12 protein-coding genes are annotated in these 16,537 nt (G+C 67.0%); 4 read left to right on the top strand and 8 right to left on the bottom strand.

Annotation, left to right across the window (positions count from 1 at the left end):
- The first annotated feature begins 84 nt into the window (after positions 1-84).
- From G7Y50_RS02390 to nrfD, 3 genes are read left to right on the top strand one after another with little or no spacing between them, the layout of a single operon-like run.
- On the top strand, positions 85-2,283 hold the full coding sequence (locus tag G7Y50_RS02390) for a molybdopterin-dependent oxidoreductase (protein WP_165048374.1): 2,199 nt from the start codon (positions 85-87) through the stop codon (positions 2,281-2,283).
- Between the two features lies 1 nt (position 2,284).
- Positions 2,285-2,821 carry a 4Fe-4S dicluster domain-containing protein gene (locus tag G7Y50_RS02385; protein WP_165048386.1) on the top strand — a complete coding sequence of 179 codons (537 nt, stop codon included), beginning with the start codon at positions 2,285-2,287 and terminating at the stop codon, positions 2,819-2,821.
- Between the two features lie 5 nt (positions 2,822-2,826).
- Positions 2,827-3,693: an NrfD/PsrC family molybdoenzyme membrane anchor subunit gene (gene nrfD, locus G7Y50_RS02380; protein WP_165048408.1), complete on the top strand. Its 867-nt coding sequence runs from the start codon at positions 2,827-2,829 to the stop codon at positions 3,691-3,693.
- 208 nt (positions 3,694-3,901) lie between these two features.
- On the opposite strand, the gene G7Y50_RS02375 is transcribed toward nrfD, so the two are convergent.
- From G7Y50_RS02375 to G7Y50_RS02360, 4 genes are all read right to left on the bottom strand, one after another.
- A complete protein-coding gene (locus tag G7Y50_RS02375) occupies positions 3,902-4,435 on the bottom strand; it encodes a hypothetical protein (RefSeq protein WP_165048420.1) in 534 nt (177 codons plus the stop codon).
- Positions 4,436-4,512: 77 nt separating this feature from the next.
- Positions 4,513-4,737, bottom strand: coding sequence for a helix-turn-helix transcriptional regulator (locus tag G7Y50_RS02370; protein ID WP_165048431.1), 225 nt, complete (start codon positions 4,735-4,737; stop codon positions 4,513-4,515).
- A 972-nt stretch (positions 4,738-5,709) separates the two neighbouring features.
- Positions 5,710-6,183, bottom strand: coding sequence for a zinc ribbon domain-containing protein (locus G7Y50_RS02365; RefSeq protein WP_165048460.1), 474 nt, complete (start codon positions 6,181-6,183; stop codon positions 5,710-5,712).
- A gap of 265 nt (positions 6,184-6,448) precedes the next feature.
- Positions 6,449-7,069, bottom strand: coding sequence for a TetR/AcrR family transcriptional regulator (locus G7Y50_RS02360; RefSeq protein ID WP_165048469.1), 621 nt, complete (start codon positions 7,067-7,069; stop codon positions 6,449-6,451).
- Between the two features lie 296 nt (positions 7,070-7,365).
- On the opposite strand from G7Y50_RS02360, the gene G7Y50_RS02355 reads away from it, so the two are divergent.
- Positions 7,366-7,596 carry a hypothetical protein gene (locus G7Y50_RS02355; RefSeq protein ID WP_165048480.1) on the top strand — a complete coding sequence of 77 codons (231 nt, stop codon included), beginning with the start codon at positions 7,366-7,368 and terminating at the stop codon, positions 7,594-7,596.
- 43 nt (positions 7,597-7,639) lie between these two features.
- On the opposite strand, the gene G7Y50_RS12235 is transcribed toward G7Y50_RS02355, so the two are convergent.
- The 4 genes from G7Y50_RS12235 to G7Y50_RS02335 form a co-directional block, all read right to left on the bottom strand.
- Positions 7,640-10,159, bottom strand: coding sequence for a DEAD/DEAH box helicase (locus G7Y50_RS12235; protein ID WP_165048508.1), 2,520 nt, complete (start codon positions 10,157-10,159; stop codon positions 7,640-7,642).
- 746 nt (positions 10,160-10,905) lie between these two features.
- A complete protein-coding gene (locus tag G7Y50_RS02345; RefSeq protein WP_241156411.1) occupies positions 10,906-12,465 on the bottom strand; it encodes a sodium-dependent transporter in 1,560 nt (519 codons plus the stop codon).
- A 225-nt stretch (positions 12,466-12,690) separates the two neighbouring features.
- Positions 12,691-15,795, bottom strand: a complete 3,105-nt coding sequence (locus G7Y50_RS02340) for an ABC transporter permease (RefSeq protein ID WP_165048537.1) — start codon at positions 15,793-15,795, stop codon at positions 12,691-12,693.
- Positions 15,792-16,475, bottom strand: a complete 684-nt coding sequence (locus tag G7Y50_RS02335) for an ABC transporter ATP-binding protein (protein WP_165048548.1) — start codon at positions 16,473-16,475, stop codon at positions 15,792-15,794. The genes G7Y50_RS02340 and G7Y50_RS02335 overlap by 4 nt, the downstream gene beginning before the upstream one ends.
- Positions 16,476-16,537 lie beyond the last annotated feature (62 nt).

Here is a 16,537-nt window from a genome sequence, read left to right as displayed (position 1 = left end):
AGGCCCGCTAGGCGCGTCGCGACGCTGCGGCGGCTTGCCCGCCCGGGTGCGCGGCCTCGCTTCGGACGAGAGAAAGGATGCGGGATGACAGAGAGCATGTCTCGGCGCACGTTCGTGAAGGGCGCAGGCGCGACGGCGGCGCTTGCGGCGACGGGCGCCGTCGCCGCGCCCGTCGGCAGCCTGATGACCGAGCGCGCGCACGCGGCTGAGGCCGCCCCGGACGTTCGCACGGCGCCGTCGCTGTGCAACGGCTGCTCGAGCAAGTGCGGCCTCACGGCCACGACGGTCGGCGGAAAGCTGTGGACGGTTGAGGGGCTCAAGGGCCACCCCTACTCGAAGGGCACGGTCTGCGGCCGCGCCCACGGCCTGGCCCAGATGGCGTATTCGGACGAGCGCGTCACCCAGCCGCTGCGCCGCAAGGACGACGGCACGTTCGAGCCCATCAGCTGGGATGACGCGTTCGCGGAGATCGGCGAGCGCGTGCAATCCATCATCGCGAAGAACGGCCCTGAGTCGGTGGCGCTCATCCACGACCCGCGCCCGTCGGGCAAGTACTACGGCCCGCGCTTCATGAACGCGCTCGGGTCGGCCAACGTGTACACGCACGGCGCGGCGTGCAACTCGTCGAAGGAGAGCGGCATCGTCCACACCACGGGCGCGTCGAACTTCTCGGTGGACTTCGCCAACGCCAAGATGGTGGTGTTCATCGGCCGCAGCTACGGCGACGCCATCCGCCCGTCGTCGGTGAAGAGCCTCGCCGACGCGGCTGACGCCGCCAAGCGCATCGTGGTGGTGGACCCGCGCCTGAGCAACTCCGGCGTGTTCGCCACCGACTGGGTGCCCATCAAGCCCGGCACTGACCTGGCCTTGCTCATGGGCATCGCCCACGTGCTCATCGCCGAGGACCTCTACGACCGCACGTTCGTGGAGGAGCATACCGTCGGCTTCGAGGAGTTCGCTCAGAACATCGCCTCGTGCACGCCCAAGTGGGCCGAGGGCGTCTGCGAGGTTCCGGCCGACACCATCACCGAGCTGGCGCGCGCCTTGGCGAAGGCCGCCCCGGCGGCGGCGATCGAGCCCTCGTGGCGCGCGGCGTTCGGCTGCTCGTACGCGAACTCGTTCGACACGGCGCGCGGCGTGACGGCCGTGAACGCGCTTCTGGGCAGCTGGGGGCAGAAGGGCGGCGCGCTCATCACCTCCTCGCCGAAGCCCGGCAGCCTCGACGCGCAAAAGTTCCCCTCCGTGCCGAAGCCCGCGAAGAAGCGCGTGGGCGACGCGGCATTTCCGCTGGTGCCCTCGGGCATGGGCAGCAACCTGGCGGCCCTGCAGGCGGCGCTCGACGGGGACATGAAGGCGTTCTTCTTCTACAACTCCAACGCGGCGCAGGGCTACGCGCAGCCGAAGGTGTGGCGCGAGGGCCTGGACAAGGCCGAGCTGGTGGTGACCATCGACGTGCAGATGAGCGAGACGGCGGTGCTCTCCGACTACGTGCTGCCCGAGTGCACGTACCTGGAGCGCATGGAGCTGCCGGACTTCATCGGCGGCAAGAAGCACTACGTGGGCATGCGCACGCCGGCGCTCGAGCGCGTGCATCCTGAGACGCGCTCGTGCGATGAGATCTTCACCGGGCTGGCGCGCGCGTGCGGCGTGGGCGAGTACTTCGACTTCACGCTGGAGGAGCTGGCCTCGGCGCAGCTCGAGAGCGTGGGCGTGACGCTCGAGGAGGTCTGCGAGAAGGGCGTGGTGGAGCTCGCCGACCCGCACTTCACCTACGGCGTGCCGAAGTTCAAGACCCCGTCGGGGAAGTTCGAGTTCAAGAGCGACAAGGCGGCCGAGGCGGGCCGCAGCGCGGTGATCGGCTTCGCGCCGCGCCTGGTGGAGGCGAAGGAAGGCGAGCTGTACCTGATCGGCGGCAAGCAGGGCATCCACTCGCACACCATGACCATGAACATCCCCGCGCTCAACGCGGTCTCGCGCGACTACGACCTGGAGCGCCTGTGGATGGCGGCGTCCGACGCGGCCGCGCGCGGCATCGCCGACGGCGACCTGGTCGAGGTGGCGTCGAGCGAGCATGCGGGCAAGGTGCGCGTGCACGTGACCCAGCGCGTGAAGCCGGGCGTGCTGTTCCTCCCGACGCATTACGGCATCACGTCGCCGTACCAGACGCATGCGCGCGGCTTAGGCATCAACCACATGGACTTCGTCCCCTTCCGCATGGAGCCCGGCGTGGGCTCGGCCATGAGCCAGGAAGTGGCCGTGACGGTGAAGAAGGTGGAGGCGTAACATGACTCGCTACGGAATGCTCATCAACACCAAGAAGTGCGTGGGGTGCTTCGCCTGCCGCCTGGCGTGCCAGATGCGGAACCACCTCGAGCCCGAGGAGACGTTCATCAAGTTCCACACCCTCGAGCAGGGCGAATACCCCAGCGTGTACGCCGAGGTGGTGCCGACGCAATGCATGCACTGCGTCGACGCGCCGTGCCAGAGCGTGTGCCCCACGAAGGCCACCTACACCACCGACTCCGGCGTGGTGCTCGTCGACGAGAGCCGCTGCATCGGCTGCAAGTACTGCATGGCGGCGTGCCCCTACGGCGCGCGCGTCCAGATCGAGGCGACGGGCGTCATCGAGAAGTGCCGCTTCTGCTGGGACGGCGAGGACGTGGGCAACCCTCCGTCGTGCGTGGGCACCTGCATCTCGGGCGCTCGCACGTTCGGCGACTTGGATGATCCCGGAAGCGACATCAGCCGCGAGATCGTGAGCCTGAACGCACGGCCCATCGCGGGCAACCTGACCGACTCCAAGATTTTCTACGTGAGGTGATTACGATGGTATGGGGACCTTTGATCGCATGGTATCTCTTCCTGGCCGGAGCGTCGGCGGGCGCGTTTCTGACGGCGGCGTTCGTCGAGAAGAAGTACCCTGACAGCGTGAAGATGCGTGTGGCGGGCCGCCTGATCGCGCCGATCTTTTTGGGCATCGGCCTGATCATGCTCATGATCGACGCCGAGGCCGGCCTGCACAACCCGCTGCGGTTCTTCTTCCTGGTCATGAATCCGGGCTCGGTCATGACGCTCGGCGTGTACTTCATCTGCGTGTTCATGCCGGTGGCGCTGGCGGAGGCGGTGCTCGAGCTCATGCATCGCCGCGTGCCGAGCTGGCTCACGTGGGTGGGCATCGTGTTCGCGTTTGCCGTGGCCGCCTACACGGGCTTTTTGCTGGGCGTGGTGCAGACCTTCCCGCTGTGGAACAACGCCATCCTGCCCATCCTGTTCGTGGTCTCGGCGCTGTCGGCGGGCCTGGCGGCGACGAGCATGGTGGGGCTGCTCGTTGACCGCACGCGCTTCGAGCACATGTGGCTCGTGAAGAAGACGCACGTCATCCTGTCGGCGATCGAGCTGGTGGTGCTGTTCACCATGCTCGTCATCGTGAGCTCGGGCAGCCTCGAGGGCGCGGCGTCGGTGGCCTCGCTCGTGACGGGCCAGTACGCGCCGGCGTTCTGGGGCGGGCTGGTGCTTCTGGGCCTGGTGGCCCCGTTCATGATCGAGGGCTATCCGGTGTTCATCACCAAGAAGGTGGAGACGTCGATGACCTCCCTCGTGGTGAGCGTGATCGGCGAGGCCGGCGTGCTGGTGGGCGGCTTCCTGCTGCGCCTGCTCGTGATCATGGCGGCGCTGCCGGTGGCGTTCTTGTAGCGCTCTCCGCCTTGGAGTCCGCGGGCCCGCCTGGTGCGGGCCCGCGGTGTTGTGGGGCGCTTGAGGGACGATTCGCGATTGCGCTTGCGGTTTGCGAAGCGCCCGCCGTCCCCCTTCCCTCCGACTCCCCTCTACCTTTCGGAGTCCGCGGGCCCGCCTGGCGCGGGCCCGCGGTGTTGTGGGATCTGCTTCGCGGCGGGCTTGCGGGTTACTCCTCTTCCTGCTGGGCGAGACGGTCCTCGCGCGCGCGGTAGCTGCGCCAGGTGAAGTACTGCGCCGCCAGGAACAGCGTGCCGAACATGCCGAACATGAAGATGAACATGGCGATGTCTCCCGCCCAGGTGACTTCGCCCCAGCCGAAGAGGGCCACCTCGTTGTAGAGGCGCCCGCCCACGGCGGCGATGCAGATGAGCGCGGTGATGCCGAGGGTGGGGGCGATGGCGCCCGTGTCGAGGAAGCTTCTCGCCTCCAGGTAGCGCAGCGAGTCGCTGTAGATGCCGCGCCTCGCCATGAGGAGAGCGACGAGGGTGCAGGCGGCTATCAGGAAGGCGAGCTCGAGGGAGCTCGTCGCGAGCGGGGTGCCGTCGGCGTCGGTCTGCGCCAGGTAGTTGTAGCGCGTGAAGACGTCGAAGAGGATGCCGAACGCGAGCACGTAGAAGCCGGCTTTGTAGATGGGGCCGAGTTGCGCGGATACGCGCTCGTCTTTGGGCGAGGGGGTGAAGAGGCGCTTGAGGGTGTTCATGGGGTTCCTTTCGTGAAGTGCGAAGCGATGGGATCGGGATGCGCTTGTGCGCTTGCGTTGGTGGTCTTTGCGGGCGCTCAGGTTTGCGGGGGAGGGGCAGGCTCTTCCCAGAAGAGCTCGTCGAGCGTCTTGCCGAGCGTCTTGCAGATGTGCACGCACAGGTTGAGCGTGGGGTTGTAGCTGCCCGACTCGATGAGGCAGACGGTCTGCCGCGTGACGCCCACGGCGGCGGCCAGCTGGGCCTGCGAGAGCCCCGCCGCGCGTCGCGCCTCCTTGAGGCGTGCGTTCTTGGTTCCCTCCATGTAGTTCCTTCCTGCGCATCGCGCGAGCGGATTCCTGCTTGCGTGGAGCTTGGCAGGACGGAGCAAAAGCGTTGTTGCATCTCGTCAAGTTCCAGCTCGCGGTGACGTCCGCCTCCGGCGGCGGCAATCCTCGGCTCGCGGTGGTGTTCGCCTCCGGTGGCGTCAATCCTCGGCTAGCGGTGGTGTCCGCCTCTGGTAGCGTCAGTCCTCGGCTCGCGGTGGTGTCCGCTCCGTGGCGCCGTGCTCAAGCCCGCGGTAACGTCTGTGTCGTTGACGCTGGGTTTCGGCTTGCGGTAGGACAGCGGCCGTTTGCGCGGCGTTTCGCTGTCGTTCACAAGTCGATGTCGGAAATATATGACATTCTGAGAATCATGTCAACTATATATGACAAATTGCGTGCAAGTTCTTTCAGCCTCTTGGCTCGTCTTTGACTCTCCTTCGGTTAGAACTCTTCTGCTTCCATGCGCTTTTCTTCTTTTTCGTTTAGAACTCTTCTGCTTCCCATACGCTTTTCTTCTCGTGCGTTCGATCCTTCTGATGCGCTGCCGTTCTTACGTTATCGTCCATTTCTCCCCGCCGCCCTCGCTCACTCCTTTTGATCCTTGGATCTCTTATGTTCGGAAAAAGCGGCACCCGCCAGCTGAGAAGCAGGCGGGTGCCGTAAACAGGGCAGTTTTAGCGGTTACGTTTCGCGAAACACATTTTGCGAAACGCAACCTGCGAAACACAACCTGCGAAACACGACTTTGCATCAAATACGCTTCGCTCAACGTGATTCGTAGAGCGCAATCTGCAAAGCAGAACGGTGGGTTGCAACTCGTGCATCACAACTCACACCCCATGAGTCGCAATACGAGAAGCGTGTTTCGCGAAACACGCTTCGCTGAATGCGTTTTGCAAAGCGGATGCGAATTGCAGATTGCAGATTGCAGATTGCAGATTGCAGATTGCAGGCTGTGCGTGTTGGCGCGACTAGGCGGAGGTGCCCTCCTCTTGCCAGCGCTTGAGGTGGGGGAGGATGGCTCCCATGATGGAGACGGCTTCCTCGTGGCTGACGTGGGTGGACTCCATCATGTAGGGCGCGCAGCGCTCGATGAGGTCGTCCATCGACTCGTCGCCTTGGAACTCGCCGCTTTGGTAGCACCACGTGCAGTACTCGTCCGACGTGCTTCCGTCGGCGTTGGTTCCGTGCGTCTCGGGATTGCCGAAGAATCCCATGCCGCAGCTCTGGCAGTACCCGTCGACGCTCTCCGGCGCCTCCACGAGGTGCATGAGCGGCACGTCGAGCGTGACCGCGATGAGCTTGCACATGTCGATGCCGGGTGTCGTCTCGTCGTTCTCCCAGCGCGAGACGGCCTGCCGCGTGACGTAGAGCTTGCGCGCCAGCTCCTCCTGGGTGAGTCCGCGTGCCTTGCGATGCGTTGCGATGGCGTTTCCGATAGCCATGGGGGCTCCTTTCATGAGAATGCCCTCACATTCAACCATGATACGCAGCTTGCGTAAAGCAACGCGCTGTTGCGCACCAGATGACGTATGCAGTCTGCTGCAGCCTGTGGACCGTTGCCGCTACCTTGCGCGAACGAATGTTTCACGTGAAACATTCGTGGATGAAAAGGCGAATGTATGAGCGGATTTGTTTTTGATAGGAGCTGCGGGCTTTGTCCAAACGGTTGCGATAGATTGCGTGCGCGGTTTGCAGGGCACCGCTGCGTCAGGCACGATGTGCTCGCTCGAAGGCGCGCAGGAGCGCTCTCAGGCGCGGCATGGCCTCGGCCCACGAGAGGTTCTGGCTGAGGAGGACAAACGCGGCGCCGTGGAGTTCGTAGGCGGCGAGGCGCGTGTTGCATTGCGCGAAGAGCCCTCGGGACACCATGCAGTCGAAGAGCGCAGTCTGCTGGCGCAGGGGCTGCTCGATGAATACGGCTTGGTAGAGCTCGCCTGCGCGAGGGTCCTCGAACTGGTTGACGGTGAGCATCTTGCGCAGGCAGATGAGCCCGGCTTTTTCGAAGAAGGCGCGGTAGCTACTGAAGACGAAGGCCTCGAGGTCATCTTCGCTTCGTGTGTAAGAGAGATCGGGGTCGTTAGTCGTTTCGCGGGACGCGCTGTCCTGGTCGAGGAGCGTCTGGAGGCGTGCGAGCTCGCGTTCGATGATGGCGTCGAAGATGGCGCGCTTGCTCTTGAAGTGGTTGTAGAGCGACGCGTCCTTGATGCCGACGCGCGTTGCGATGTCCTTCACGGTGGTGGCGGCGAACCCCCGCGTTGCGAAGAGATCCATGGCGGCGTTGAGGATGTCGTTGCGCGTGTCGCGCGCAGGTCCTGCTGGTCTCGGCATGGGGATGTTCCTTCCGTTACGTTTCGCAAAACTTACTATAACTAGACAATGCTAGTATAAAGATTAAACAAGCAGATGCTAGATATAATCATAGAAGATGCTGGTTATAGCAGCTGTTTTCCCCAAAACGTATGTCAACTGCCCAATCATTTTTAACCGGGCAATCGCTTGTTCATTGCCATAACCTAATGATTGCTTGTTATTCCTTGAATCTGAATCAGGGTGCGATAGCCGAAGGGGGCTGCATGTGATATGATCGCGCTGATGTCCCCGGATAGTTGAAGGAGGTGGGGTGCATGTCGAAGAAGCGACGCGCGGGTGCGCGCGGCAGCTCGAACGTGGTGTGGCGGCAGTCGGCCGAGGAGGCCACGTTGGCGAGGAAGCCGCGTTACAACGGGTTCGCTTGCGGGCACGGCGCGCAAGGCGACGTGAAGTACAACCGCGCAAGAGCCAAGCGCAGCTGGCGCGATCAGATGAGACAAGAAGGAGCCCCGCGGGGCTCCTTCCCTTTTCTTCGCATGGCTTGAGCGCTGGTTGGCGCGTTCGCTTTACCAGTTCGCGTGACGAGCGCTACTTGATCCGCGTGTACTTCTCACGAAGCTTGCGCTCGCCGAACGCGCGGATGCCGTTGGGGTTTGCGGGTGCGCCCGTGCTGCGCTTCGGCTTGCCCTTGGCTGCGTCGTGCTTCTTGGCGCCCTGGTAGCCTTGTCCGTCGCGGCTGGCGAAGCGACGGGGCTTCTTGTCGAAGTCGCGCCCGCCGCGCCCGCGGTCGTCGAGGCGACGCTCTCCGCCATGGCGGTCGTCGCGGCCCTTGAAGCCGCCCTTGCCGCCCTTGCGGTCGTCACGGTCGAAGCGACGCTCTCCGCGGTGGTCGTCCTTGCGGTCGAAGCGGCGCTCGCCATCGCGGCGGTCATCGCGCTTCTTGCCAGCGAACCCACCACGCCCGCGGTCGTCATGCTGACGGTCGTCGCGGCCCTTGAAGCCTCCCTTGCGGTCATCGCGGTCGAAGCGACGTCCGCCGCGCTCGTCTTCGCGCTTCTTGCCGAACCCGCCGCGACGGTCATCGCGCCTGCGGTCGTCACGGTCGAAGCGGCGCTCTCCGTCGCGGCGATCGCCCTTCCGGCCGAACCCGCTCTTGCGCTCGCCGAACCCGCCGCGCTTCTCGCCGCGGTCGTCGCGGCCCTTGAAGCCGCCCTTGCGGTCGTCGCGGTCGAAGCTGCGCTCACCATGGCGGTCGTCCTTGCGGTCGAAGCGTCGCTCGCCGTCACGACGCTCGTCGCGTCCGCCGAACCCGCCGCGCTTCTCGCCATGCTGGCGGTCGTCGTGCTCGAAGCGCCTCCCGTCGCGGCGCTCCCCGCGCTCGAAGCGCTCGCCGTGGCGGCTGTCTCCGCGCTCATCGCGCCTGCGGTCCTCGCGGGGGATGATGCCCTTCTCCTCGAGCATGCGGCGCTCGCGGCGCTCCTCGCGCTCCTCGCGGGCGCGCTCGCGCTGCCAGTCGAGCTCGCCCTTGTAGCCCTTGCGCTCGCCCTCGGCGCGTTTCGGCTTGCGCTTCTTCTTCCCCTTCTCGAGGATGGAGAGGTCCAACTCGTAGGTCTCCATCGGCATCACGGGGATGTCGCGCCCGATCAGGTCCTCGATCTCGCGCAGGATGCGGCGCGAGTTGGCGCTCACGAACGAGATGGCGTAGCCCGACTCGCCCGCGCGGCCCGTGCGGCCGATGCGGTGCACGTAGTCCTCGGGCATGTCAGGCAGGTCCAGGTTGATCACGTGGTCGACGCCGACCACGTCGATGCCGCGCGCGAGCACGTCGGTCGCCACGAGGATGTCGGTGCGGCCCTTGCGGAACGCGTCGAGCGCGCGGCGGCGCTGCCCCTGCTTCTTGTCGGAGTGGATGGACTCGGCGGTGAAGCCGGCGTCGATGAGCGCCTGGGCGCACTCCTCGCAGCGGGTCTTGGTGCGCGCGAACACGATGACGCGCTCGTGGCCCTTCTCGTGCAGCACCGCCTCGAGCAGCGCCTGCTTCTCCTTGTAGGGGACCGGCATGATGAACTGGTCGACGGTGGCCGCCGTCTCACCGCGATGCGCGATCTGCACCATCACCGGATCGTGCAGAAGCGAGCCGAGGTTCTTCTCGATGGACTGGTCGATGGTGGCGGAGAACAGAAGCGTCTGGCGCTGCTTCGGCAGCGCCTCCACGATGGTGGTGACGTCGGGCAGAAAGCCCATGTCAAGCATGCGGTCGGCCTCGTCGAGCACGAGCGCGCTGATCTGCGTGAGATCGACCACGCCGCGCTCCATGAGGTCGCACAGGCGCCCGGGCGTGGCGATGAGCACGTCGGTGCCGCCCTTGATCTCGCGGATCTGCGGGGCGTAGGGCGTGCCGCCGTAGACGGTGGTGGCGAAGTGCCCGGTGGCGCGCGCCACCTTGATGCAGGTGAACGCGATCTGCTGCGCGAGCTCGCGCGTGGGCGTGACCACCAGCACGCGCGGGGCGCGCTTGCCGCGGCCGGCGCGGGAGAGGTTGCTCAGGAGCGGCAGCAGGAAGGCGGCCGTCTTGCCCGTGCCCGTGGAGGCGGCGGCGATGAGGTCGCGGCCCTCGAGGACCACGGGGATTGCCTGCTCCTGCACCGGTGTGGGGTTCTCGTAGCCGAGCTTCTCCACGGCGCGCAGGGCGTCCTCGGACAGGCCCAGGTCGGCGAAGGTGACCGCGACGTCGACGTCGGCCTCCTCAGTCTCGGCCGCGGCCTCCTCGGGATCGAGGTCGTCGAGGTCCGCCTCGTCCTCGGAGTCGGCGTCAGCTTCGGCGGAGTCGTCGGGGTTGGTGACGTCAGCGTCGGCGACGTCGGTGTCGTCGCTGAGGCTGACAATGGCTTCGGAGTTGGATTCAGCTTCTATCGCCGATTCGACCGCGATTTCGGGATCTGCTTCGGTCGCGACGCCGGTAGCCGGCTCGGCCGCAGTCTCGGCAGCCGGTTCGTCAGCTTCGGCCGCGACCTCAATCGCGGCGGCGGACTCAGCAACCTCGGCAGCCGAATCGGCTGCGGCCTCGGCGGCCTCGCTGGTCAGATCCTTCTCGATAGGTTCAGTCATGGGGGAGTTGCTCCTTCTCTCTCATGACGCACGTGCCAAGGCATGCAGCGCGCGCGGCACAGCGCCGCCTCGCGTGCTCGCAGGCTTGGTGATTGCGTCGTTTCTCTTCCGGCCCGCGTCTGCGCGGTGCCGTCGCACCCATCCCCGTGGGGTGCTCTTTGCTTTACTCGAGCCGCTTTCTGAAATCTGCAAGCGAGGGCGGTTTCCACATGACCGCCTGAGCGTGAAGAGAAACGAGAAAGAATTTCGCGTGAAGCAGCCGATTAGTATGACGGATGAGCCCGTCGCAAGGGGCGATAAGAGAAAAAACGTGCCGAAAGCCCCCAAATCTCCACGATCAGAGCGCGAGGCTTCATCTTTCAGCGCCTCCTTCGTGCCATCCTGAGCGAAGCGCCCGCGTCAGGCGCCCATCCCGTGCCATCCTGAGCGAGCGAAGCGAGTCGAAGGATCCGGCCCCGGGCACGGTGCGCTCGCATGTGCAACTTGCTCGCGACCAGATCCTTCGACTCCGCGCCTGCGGCGCTCCGCTCAGGATGACACGAGAGGGAGGCGGGGTGCGGCGCTCCGCTCAGGATGACGCGGGGGGAGAGACGTCCGTCTGAGCTACCGGCCTTCCCAATTTCGCGCCCTGCGGGCGCTCCGCTCAGGACACGAAGGATGTCACAGCCTCGCGTGCCCTTACGCTAGGTTGCCCAAGTGGCTCTGCGACGGCATGCTCTACGGCAGGATCCGCGCCTTGCGTGCCCTTAGGCCATTCCCAACCAGAGCGCGATCTTCGGCACGTAGCCCATGACGAAGATGATCGCAATGAGCGCCGGCAGCCCGAAGGTGAGCCAGCCGCGCGTCCAGCGCGGGAAGCGGGCGCCGGCGCCCTTGTCGGCCTCGGCGAGGAAGCGCTCCCAGCCCCAGCCGCCGCGACTCAGGCAGAACAGCACGTAGAGCAGGCTGCCGAGCGGCAGCAGGTTGTTCGACACGATGAAGTCCTCGACGGACTGGATGTCGCCGATGCCCGGTACCGTCACGCCCGAGAGCACGTTGAACCCGAGCGCGCAGGGGAGCGACAGCACGGTGACCAGCGCCGCCGTGCGCGCGAGCGCCTGCCTGCGCGTGAGCCCCCACTTCTCCATGGAAAACGAGATGAGGTTCTCGAACACCGCGATGATGGTGGAGAGCGCCGCGAAGCTCATGAACACGAAGAACAGCGCGCCCCACAGCTGCCCGAGCGGCATCTGGTTGAACACGTTCGGAAGCGTGACGAACACGAGCGCAGGCCCCTGGTCAGGGGCTACGGCGAAGGCGAAGCAGGCGGGGAAGATGATGAGGCCCGCCACGATGGCCACGGCCGTGTCGAGCGTGCAGATGCGGATGGCCTCGCCGGTGAGCGAGCGCTCGGGCCCGATGCGGCTGCCGAACACCTCCATGGCCGAGATGCCGAGCGACAGCGTGAAGAACGCCTGCCCCATGGCGGCGTACAGCACCTCGCCGAAGCCGGCCAGGCCGCCGGAGAACATGCGCCCGAAGTCGGGGATCAGGTAGAACGCGAGGCCCTCGGCCGCGCCGGGCAGCGTGACGCTGCGCACTACGAGCAGCGCCATCACGCCGAGCAGCGCGAGCATCATAACCTTCGTGATGCGCTCGACGCCCTTCTGCAGGCCGAAGCTGCACACGGTGAGACCGATCACGATCACGGCGAGCATCCAGCCTACGAGCTCGACGGGGCTTGCGAGCATGGAGGAGAACACGTCGCCGACGCCCGCGGCATCGAGCCCCGTGAAGGTGCCGGTGGCCATCTTCGCCACGTAGGCGAGCATCCAGCCGCACACCGTGGTGTAGAACATCATGAGCAGCATGCAGCCGACGTACCCCCACCACGAGAACCAGTGCCAGCGCCGCGAGGGCTGCAGCGTGTCGAAGGCGAGCGCCGAGGTCTTCTGGCTGCCGCGGCCCACGGCGAACTCCATCACCATGACGGGCAGGCCGAGGATCACGAGAAACACGAGGTAGAGCAGGATGAACGCCGCGCCGCCGTACTCGCCGGTGATGTAGGGGAAGCGCCAGACGTTGCCCAGGCCGATGGCGCAGCCCGCGCTGATGAGGATGAAGCCGAGGCGTGAGGCGAAGTGCTCGCGCGGCGCCTCGGGGCTGTTGCCGCTGGCCCCGGCGGGGGTGCCGGCGGCTGAGGGGCTGCCGTCAGCGGGCGCCTCGGGGCTGTTGTCCGCGGCCGCAGCGGGTGCCGCGGGCGCTGCGGCGCTCGGAGCCGACATGCGCGAACCCTGCGCGTCGGCGGTCATCGTCTTGCCTGCCATGAGCCGTTCCTTCTTCTGCCTCGGGACGCGCGGCGGAAGCCCCCGCGTCTTGGACGAAATTGCAAGGGCTCATTCTACCCGATCAACCCGGCTGCGGGCAGGGAAAGCTCAGCTTGCGGTCCGCCTGCTCATCTCGGCGCTCAGCGGCGGTCCGCCCGCCCATCTCGGCGCTCCTCGGCGGGCCGCCCCGCCCCGAAAGCGGGGCGGCCCCTTCCCTCAGGCCTCTCAGGCCATGTCCATGCGCAGTGCCTCCACCACGTTGTCGGTCCGGCAGCGGCGCAGCCCGTAGGCGACGCTGGCCGCCATGACGAGCAGCGTGAGCGCGCAGGCGAGCGCGATATGCCCCCACGGCAGCGCGAACGCAACCCCCTCGACCGACTTCGCCATCGCGTCGAACAGCAGAAACGACACGATAGCCGCGACGATGACGCCGGGGACGAGGCCGCGCACGGCGTATCCGGCGCATTCGCAGGCGATCATGCGCCGAAACGCGCGGCTGCCCATCCCCACTGAGCGCATCACGGCGAACTCGCGGCGGCGCAGGGCGAGCCCGTTGGTCACCGTGTTGAACACGTTGCTCATGGCGATCAGCATGAGGATGCCCGTGAACAGCAGCGAGAACACGTTCACCACGACGACGAGCGTCTCGTAGCCCTCCTGGGTGGCCGCGTTGTCGCCCACGTAGAGGTACGCGCCCCCGTGTGCGCTGGAGCCCTCGGGGTCGAGGTCGAAGAACTCCCTGCCGGCGGCTTCGAGGTCAGCGGCGGCGATGACGTGCTCATCGGCGTTGAAGCGCGCGATCAGCTGGACTGACGACAGGGGGGACCAGGCGGCGCTGCTCGTGGCCTCGGCGAGCGTGCCGGCGGCGCTTGAGGGCAGGATGACGGTGGGGACGTCGGAGCTTATCCCGTCGGGCGCTTGGCTGGTGACGGCGACCACCTCGACGGGCAGGTACGTCAGGTCGAGCGCGGAGAGCGGCTGGCCCTCAGGCTCCTCGTCAGCTGCGGCGTTGTCGGAGGGCATGTCGGAGGGCATGAAGGCGGAGAAGGCGGCCTCGCGCGCATCCGCGCTGCCGCCAGAGCCCGCGCTCCCACCGCTGTAGGCGAAGCCCCCGATGGGAGCCCCCTCGAACGTCGTGTCGGTAATGCAGCTCATCGTGCCGGGCGCCTTGAGCATCTCGCGTTGCACGTACGCCTTCCCGTTGTTCGAATAGCCGGTGGAAAGCGCGATGCCGCGCATCACGTCGCCGGAGAGCGCATCGGGGTTCGCGCCGACGCTGCGTGCGTAGGCGGCGAACGCCTCGTCGTCGAGGAAGCACAGGTTGACGTAGCCGAAGTAGGTTCCGTCGGGCTGGCGGACGACGGGGGACGAGCTGCGGGAGGGGCCGCTGCCGTCATCGACCATGCTTGAGCCGACCATGTCGGCGGGCATGAGGGCGGGTATCGAGGCCACCATCTGCCAGCCGAGCGGCTGCACGCCTTCGACGCTCGAGAGCTTCGCGTAGAGCGCGGCATAGGTTTCGAAGGGGTTCGAAGCGCCGGCCGCGCTGGCGCCGGCCGCATCTTCGGCGCTATCGCCGGCCGCGCCTGACCCGCCGTCGCTCGCGCTCGTGCCTTCGCCGTCTGAGCCTGGCGAGTAGCTTCGGAAGGTGCTGACGGTGATGTCGCAGGTCTCGGAGGAGGCACTGGCGGCGCCGGTCATCACGTCGAGCGTGGTGCTGAGCGAGCCAGCCGTCATGAGCAGCACGATGGCGAGCGCGAGCGACACGCTGGCGGCGCGGCCCCGGGCGCGCCCGCGCTTGCGGTTCGCCCAGGCGATCTGGCCCGGCACGCCGAACAGCCGGTGGATGCCGAACCCGCGCGGCTTCCAGACGTCATCGGTCGCCGCATCTGCCGCGCCCGCCCTTCCGGCGCGCTCTCGCACGGGGCGCACGTCGCGCACGTCGCGCGTCCGGCGTATGGCGTCGATGGCGCTTGCGTTTCCGGCGCGGCGCGCGGGCAGCCACGCGCTCACCATCACGGTGATGAGCGTGAGGACGGCGGCCAGGCAGACCATCGCCGGGTCAACGGCCACGCCGAAGACGACGTCCTCGCGCTCTCCGATGATGCTCTCGAGCGACGGCCCGAGGATCCCGAGCACCGCGGCGGTGCCGCCGATGCCGACGAGCAGGCCGAGCGGGACGCCCGCCGCGGTGATGACGGCGGCCTCGAACGCGATGGCGCGCCTGATCTGCCGCTTCGACGCGCCGATGGAGGACAGGAGCCCGAACTGGCGCGTGCGCTCGGCCACGCTGATGGCGAACGCGTTGTAGATGAGCGACACGCACGCCGCCGCGATGACGCAGGCGAGCACGCCCGCCAGCTGGAAGAACGTGTTCCAGAAGGCGCGGTCGCTCGTGATGCCCGCATAGCGCAGCAGCGCGTCGTGGTGCGCGATGCCCGTGGAGTCAAACGAGCTCTTCATGGCCTCGTTGATCTCGTCGACGGTGCGAAGTCCCGCGGTCGCCACGTACACCTTGGCCGCGCCTGTCGCTCCCGCGCCGCCCGCGCCCCAGCCCGTCGTGAGCGCGGCGTACCCCACGCCCGTCGAGCTGGCGATGTTGCGCGTGTCGTAGAAGCCCACCACGGTGAACGCGTACGGCTTGAGCTCGACGAGCTCTTCGCCGAAGCCGCCGCCGTCAGACTGCGGATCGCGGTAGGCGTCTCCCGAGTCCAGGCGGTCGCCCGCCTCGTAGGGCTCGTATCCCGTGCCCTCGATGGGCGTCTCGCCGGAGCGCGTGCGGTCGTGCCCGGCGAGCGCGCTGGGCTCATCGCCCGCATCCGCTCCGGCCGCCACGAGCTCGCGCTGCCCCAGCTCGACCTCGAGCGTCGAGCCCACGCCGATCGACTCGGCTCCGAACGCGGATACGCCCTTCCACGAGCTGGGCAGCATCACCTCGCCCGGCCCCTCCGCCGCGCGTCCCTCCGCGGGCTTGACGGCGCAGATGCGCGCAAGGTCGCCCTCCGTGCTCACGAACGGCAGGTACGCGCCGTAGCGCGCTCGCGCCTCGCCGGGGTCGACGAAGCCCACGTCGCGCATGACCGCCAGGTCAGACGTGCGCGCGTCGGCGCGGGCGTGGGCGATCTCGTCTTCGCCCTCGGTCCAGGCGCTGGCCGTCCAGATGCCGTTGTCGGCCACCTCGCAGTTGTACAGGTAAGCGTTCAGGCTGGTCACGCTCGTGAGCACGGCGGTGAGGAGCGCTGCGGCCAGCGCCACGCCCGCGATGGTCACGCCCGTGCGCACGCGGTTCTTCGCCAGCGAGCGCAGCGTGAAGTTCGACATGACGCTCATCGGCGGATCCTCTCGTCGGAGGCGATCTTCCCGTCCTCGATGGAGATGATGCGGTCGGCGGACAGCGCGATCTCCTCGTCGTGCGTGATCACCACGAGGGTCTGCCCGCTCTCCCTGTTTGACGCGGCGAGCAGCGCCATGATGTCGCGGCTGTTCTTCGAGTCGAGGTTGCCGGTGGGCTCGTCGGCGAGCACCACGGAGGGCGCGTTCATGAGCGCGCGCCCGATGGCCACGCGCTGCTGCTGGCCGCCCGAGAGCTGGTTGGGGAGGTGCCGCTCGCGCCCGCGCAGGGAGAGCGCGTCGAGCAGCGCGTCGAGGCGCTGCTGGTTCACGACGCGTCCGTCGAGCGCCACGGGCAGCGTGATGTTCTCCGCCACGTTGAGCACGGGGATCAGGTTGTAGAACTGGTACACCAGCCCCACCTCGCGGCGGCGGAACACGCTGAGCTCCTCGTCGGTGCGGGCGTACACGTCCTGCCCGTTCATGAGCACGGTGCCCGACGTGGGGCGGTCCACGCCGCCCATCAGGTGCAGGAGCGTCGACTTGCCCGAGCCCGACGAGCCCACGATGGCCAGGAACTCGCCCTGGGCCACCGAGAACGACACGTCGTCGAGCGCGCGCGTGGCGGAAGCGCCTTCCCCGTAGACCTTGGTGAGGTGGCTGACGGTGAGGATGTCCATGTGCATACCTTCCTTCGTTTCCTCGCAGGACAACTGCTTCCAGCATGGGGCATGCGCCTTGT

Source organism: Adlercreutzia sp. ZJ176 (assembly GCF_011038975.1).
Lineage (GTDB): Bacteria > Actinomycetota > Coriobacteriia > Coriobacteriales > Eggerthellaceae > CAAEEV01.
Note: the sequence above shows the minus strand (reverse complement) of the source record. Positions and strands in the feature narration are given on the sequence as shown.

Excerpts from the sequence above, each read along its gene's own strand:
- G7Y50_RS12235 (WP_165048508.1), bottom strand. The coding sequence starts at position 10,159 with ATGACTGAACCTATCGAGAAGGATCTGACCAGCGAGGCCGCCGAGGCC.
- G7Y50_RS02385 (WP_165048386.1), top strand. The coding sequence starts at position 2,285 with ATGACTCGCTACGGAATGCTCATCAACACCAAGAAGTGCGTGGGGTGC.
- G7Y50_RS02390 (WP_165048374.1), top strand. The coding sequence starts at position 85 with ATGACAGAGAGCATGTCTCGGCGCACGTTCGTGAAGGGCGCAGGCGCG.
- G7Y50_RS02345 (WP_241156411.1), bottom strand. The coding sequence starts at position 12,465 with ATGGCAGGCAAGACGATGACCGCCGACGCGCAGGGTTCGCGCATGTCG.
- G7Y50_RS02365 (WP_165048460.1), bottom strand. The coding sequence starts at position 6,183 with ATGGCTATCGGAAACGCCATCGCAACGCATCGCAAGGCACGCGGACTC.
- G7Y50_RS02335 (WP_165048548.1), bottom strand. The coding sequence starts at position 16,475 with ATGGACATCCTCACCGTCAGCCACCTCACCAAGGTCTACGGGGAAGGC.
- G7Y50_RS02370 (WP_165048431.1), bottom strand. The coding sequence starts at position 4,737 with ATGGAGGGAACCAAGAACGCACGCCTCAAGGAGGCGCGACGCGCGGCG.
- G7Y50_RS02375 (WP_165048420.1), bottom strand. The coding sequence starts at position 4,435 with ATGAACACCCTCAAGCGCCTCTTCACCCCCTCGCCCAAAGACGAGCGC.
- G7Y50_RS02360 (WP_165048469.1), bottom strand. The coding sequence starts at position 7,069 with ATGCCGAGACCAGCAGGACCTGCGCGCGACACGCGCAACGACATCCTC.
- nrfD (WP_165048408.1), top strand. The coding sequence starts at position 2,827 with ATGGTATGGGGACCTTTGATCGCATGGTATCTCTTCCTGGCCGGAGCG.
- G7Y50_RS02340 (WP_165048537.1), bottom strand. The coding sequence starts at position 15,795 with ATGAGCGTCATGTCGAACTTCACGCTGCGCTCGCTGGCGAAGAACCGC.
- G7Y50_RS02355 (WP_165048480.1), top strand. The coding sequence starts at position 7,366 with ATGTCGAAGAAGCGACGCGCGGGTGCGCGCGGCAGCTCGAACGTGGTG.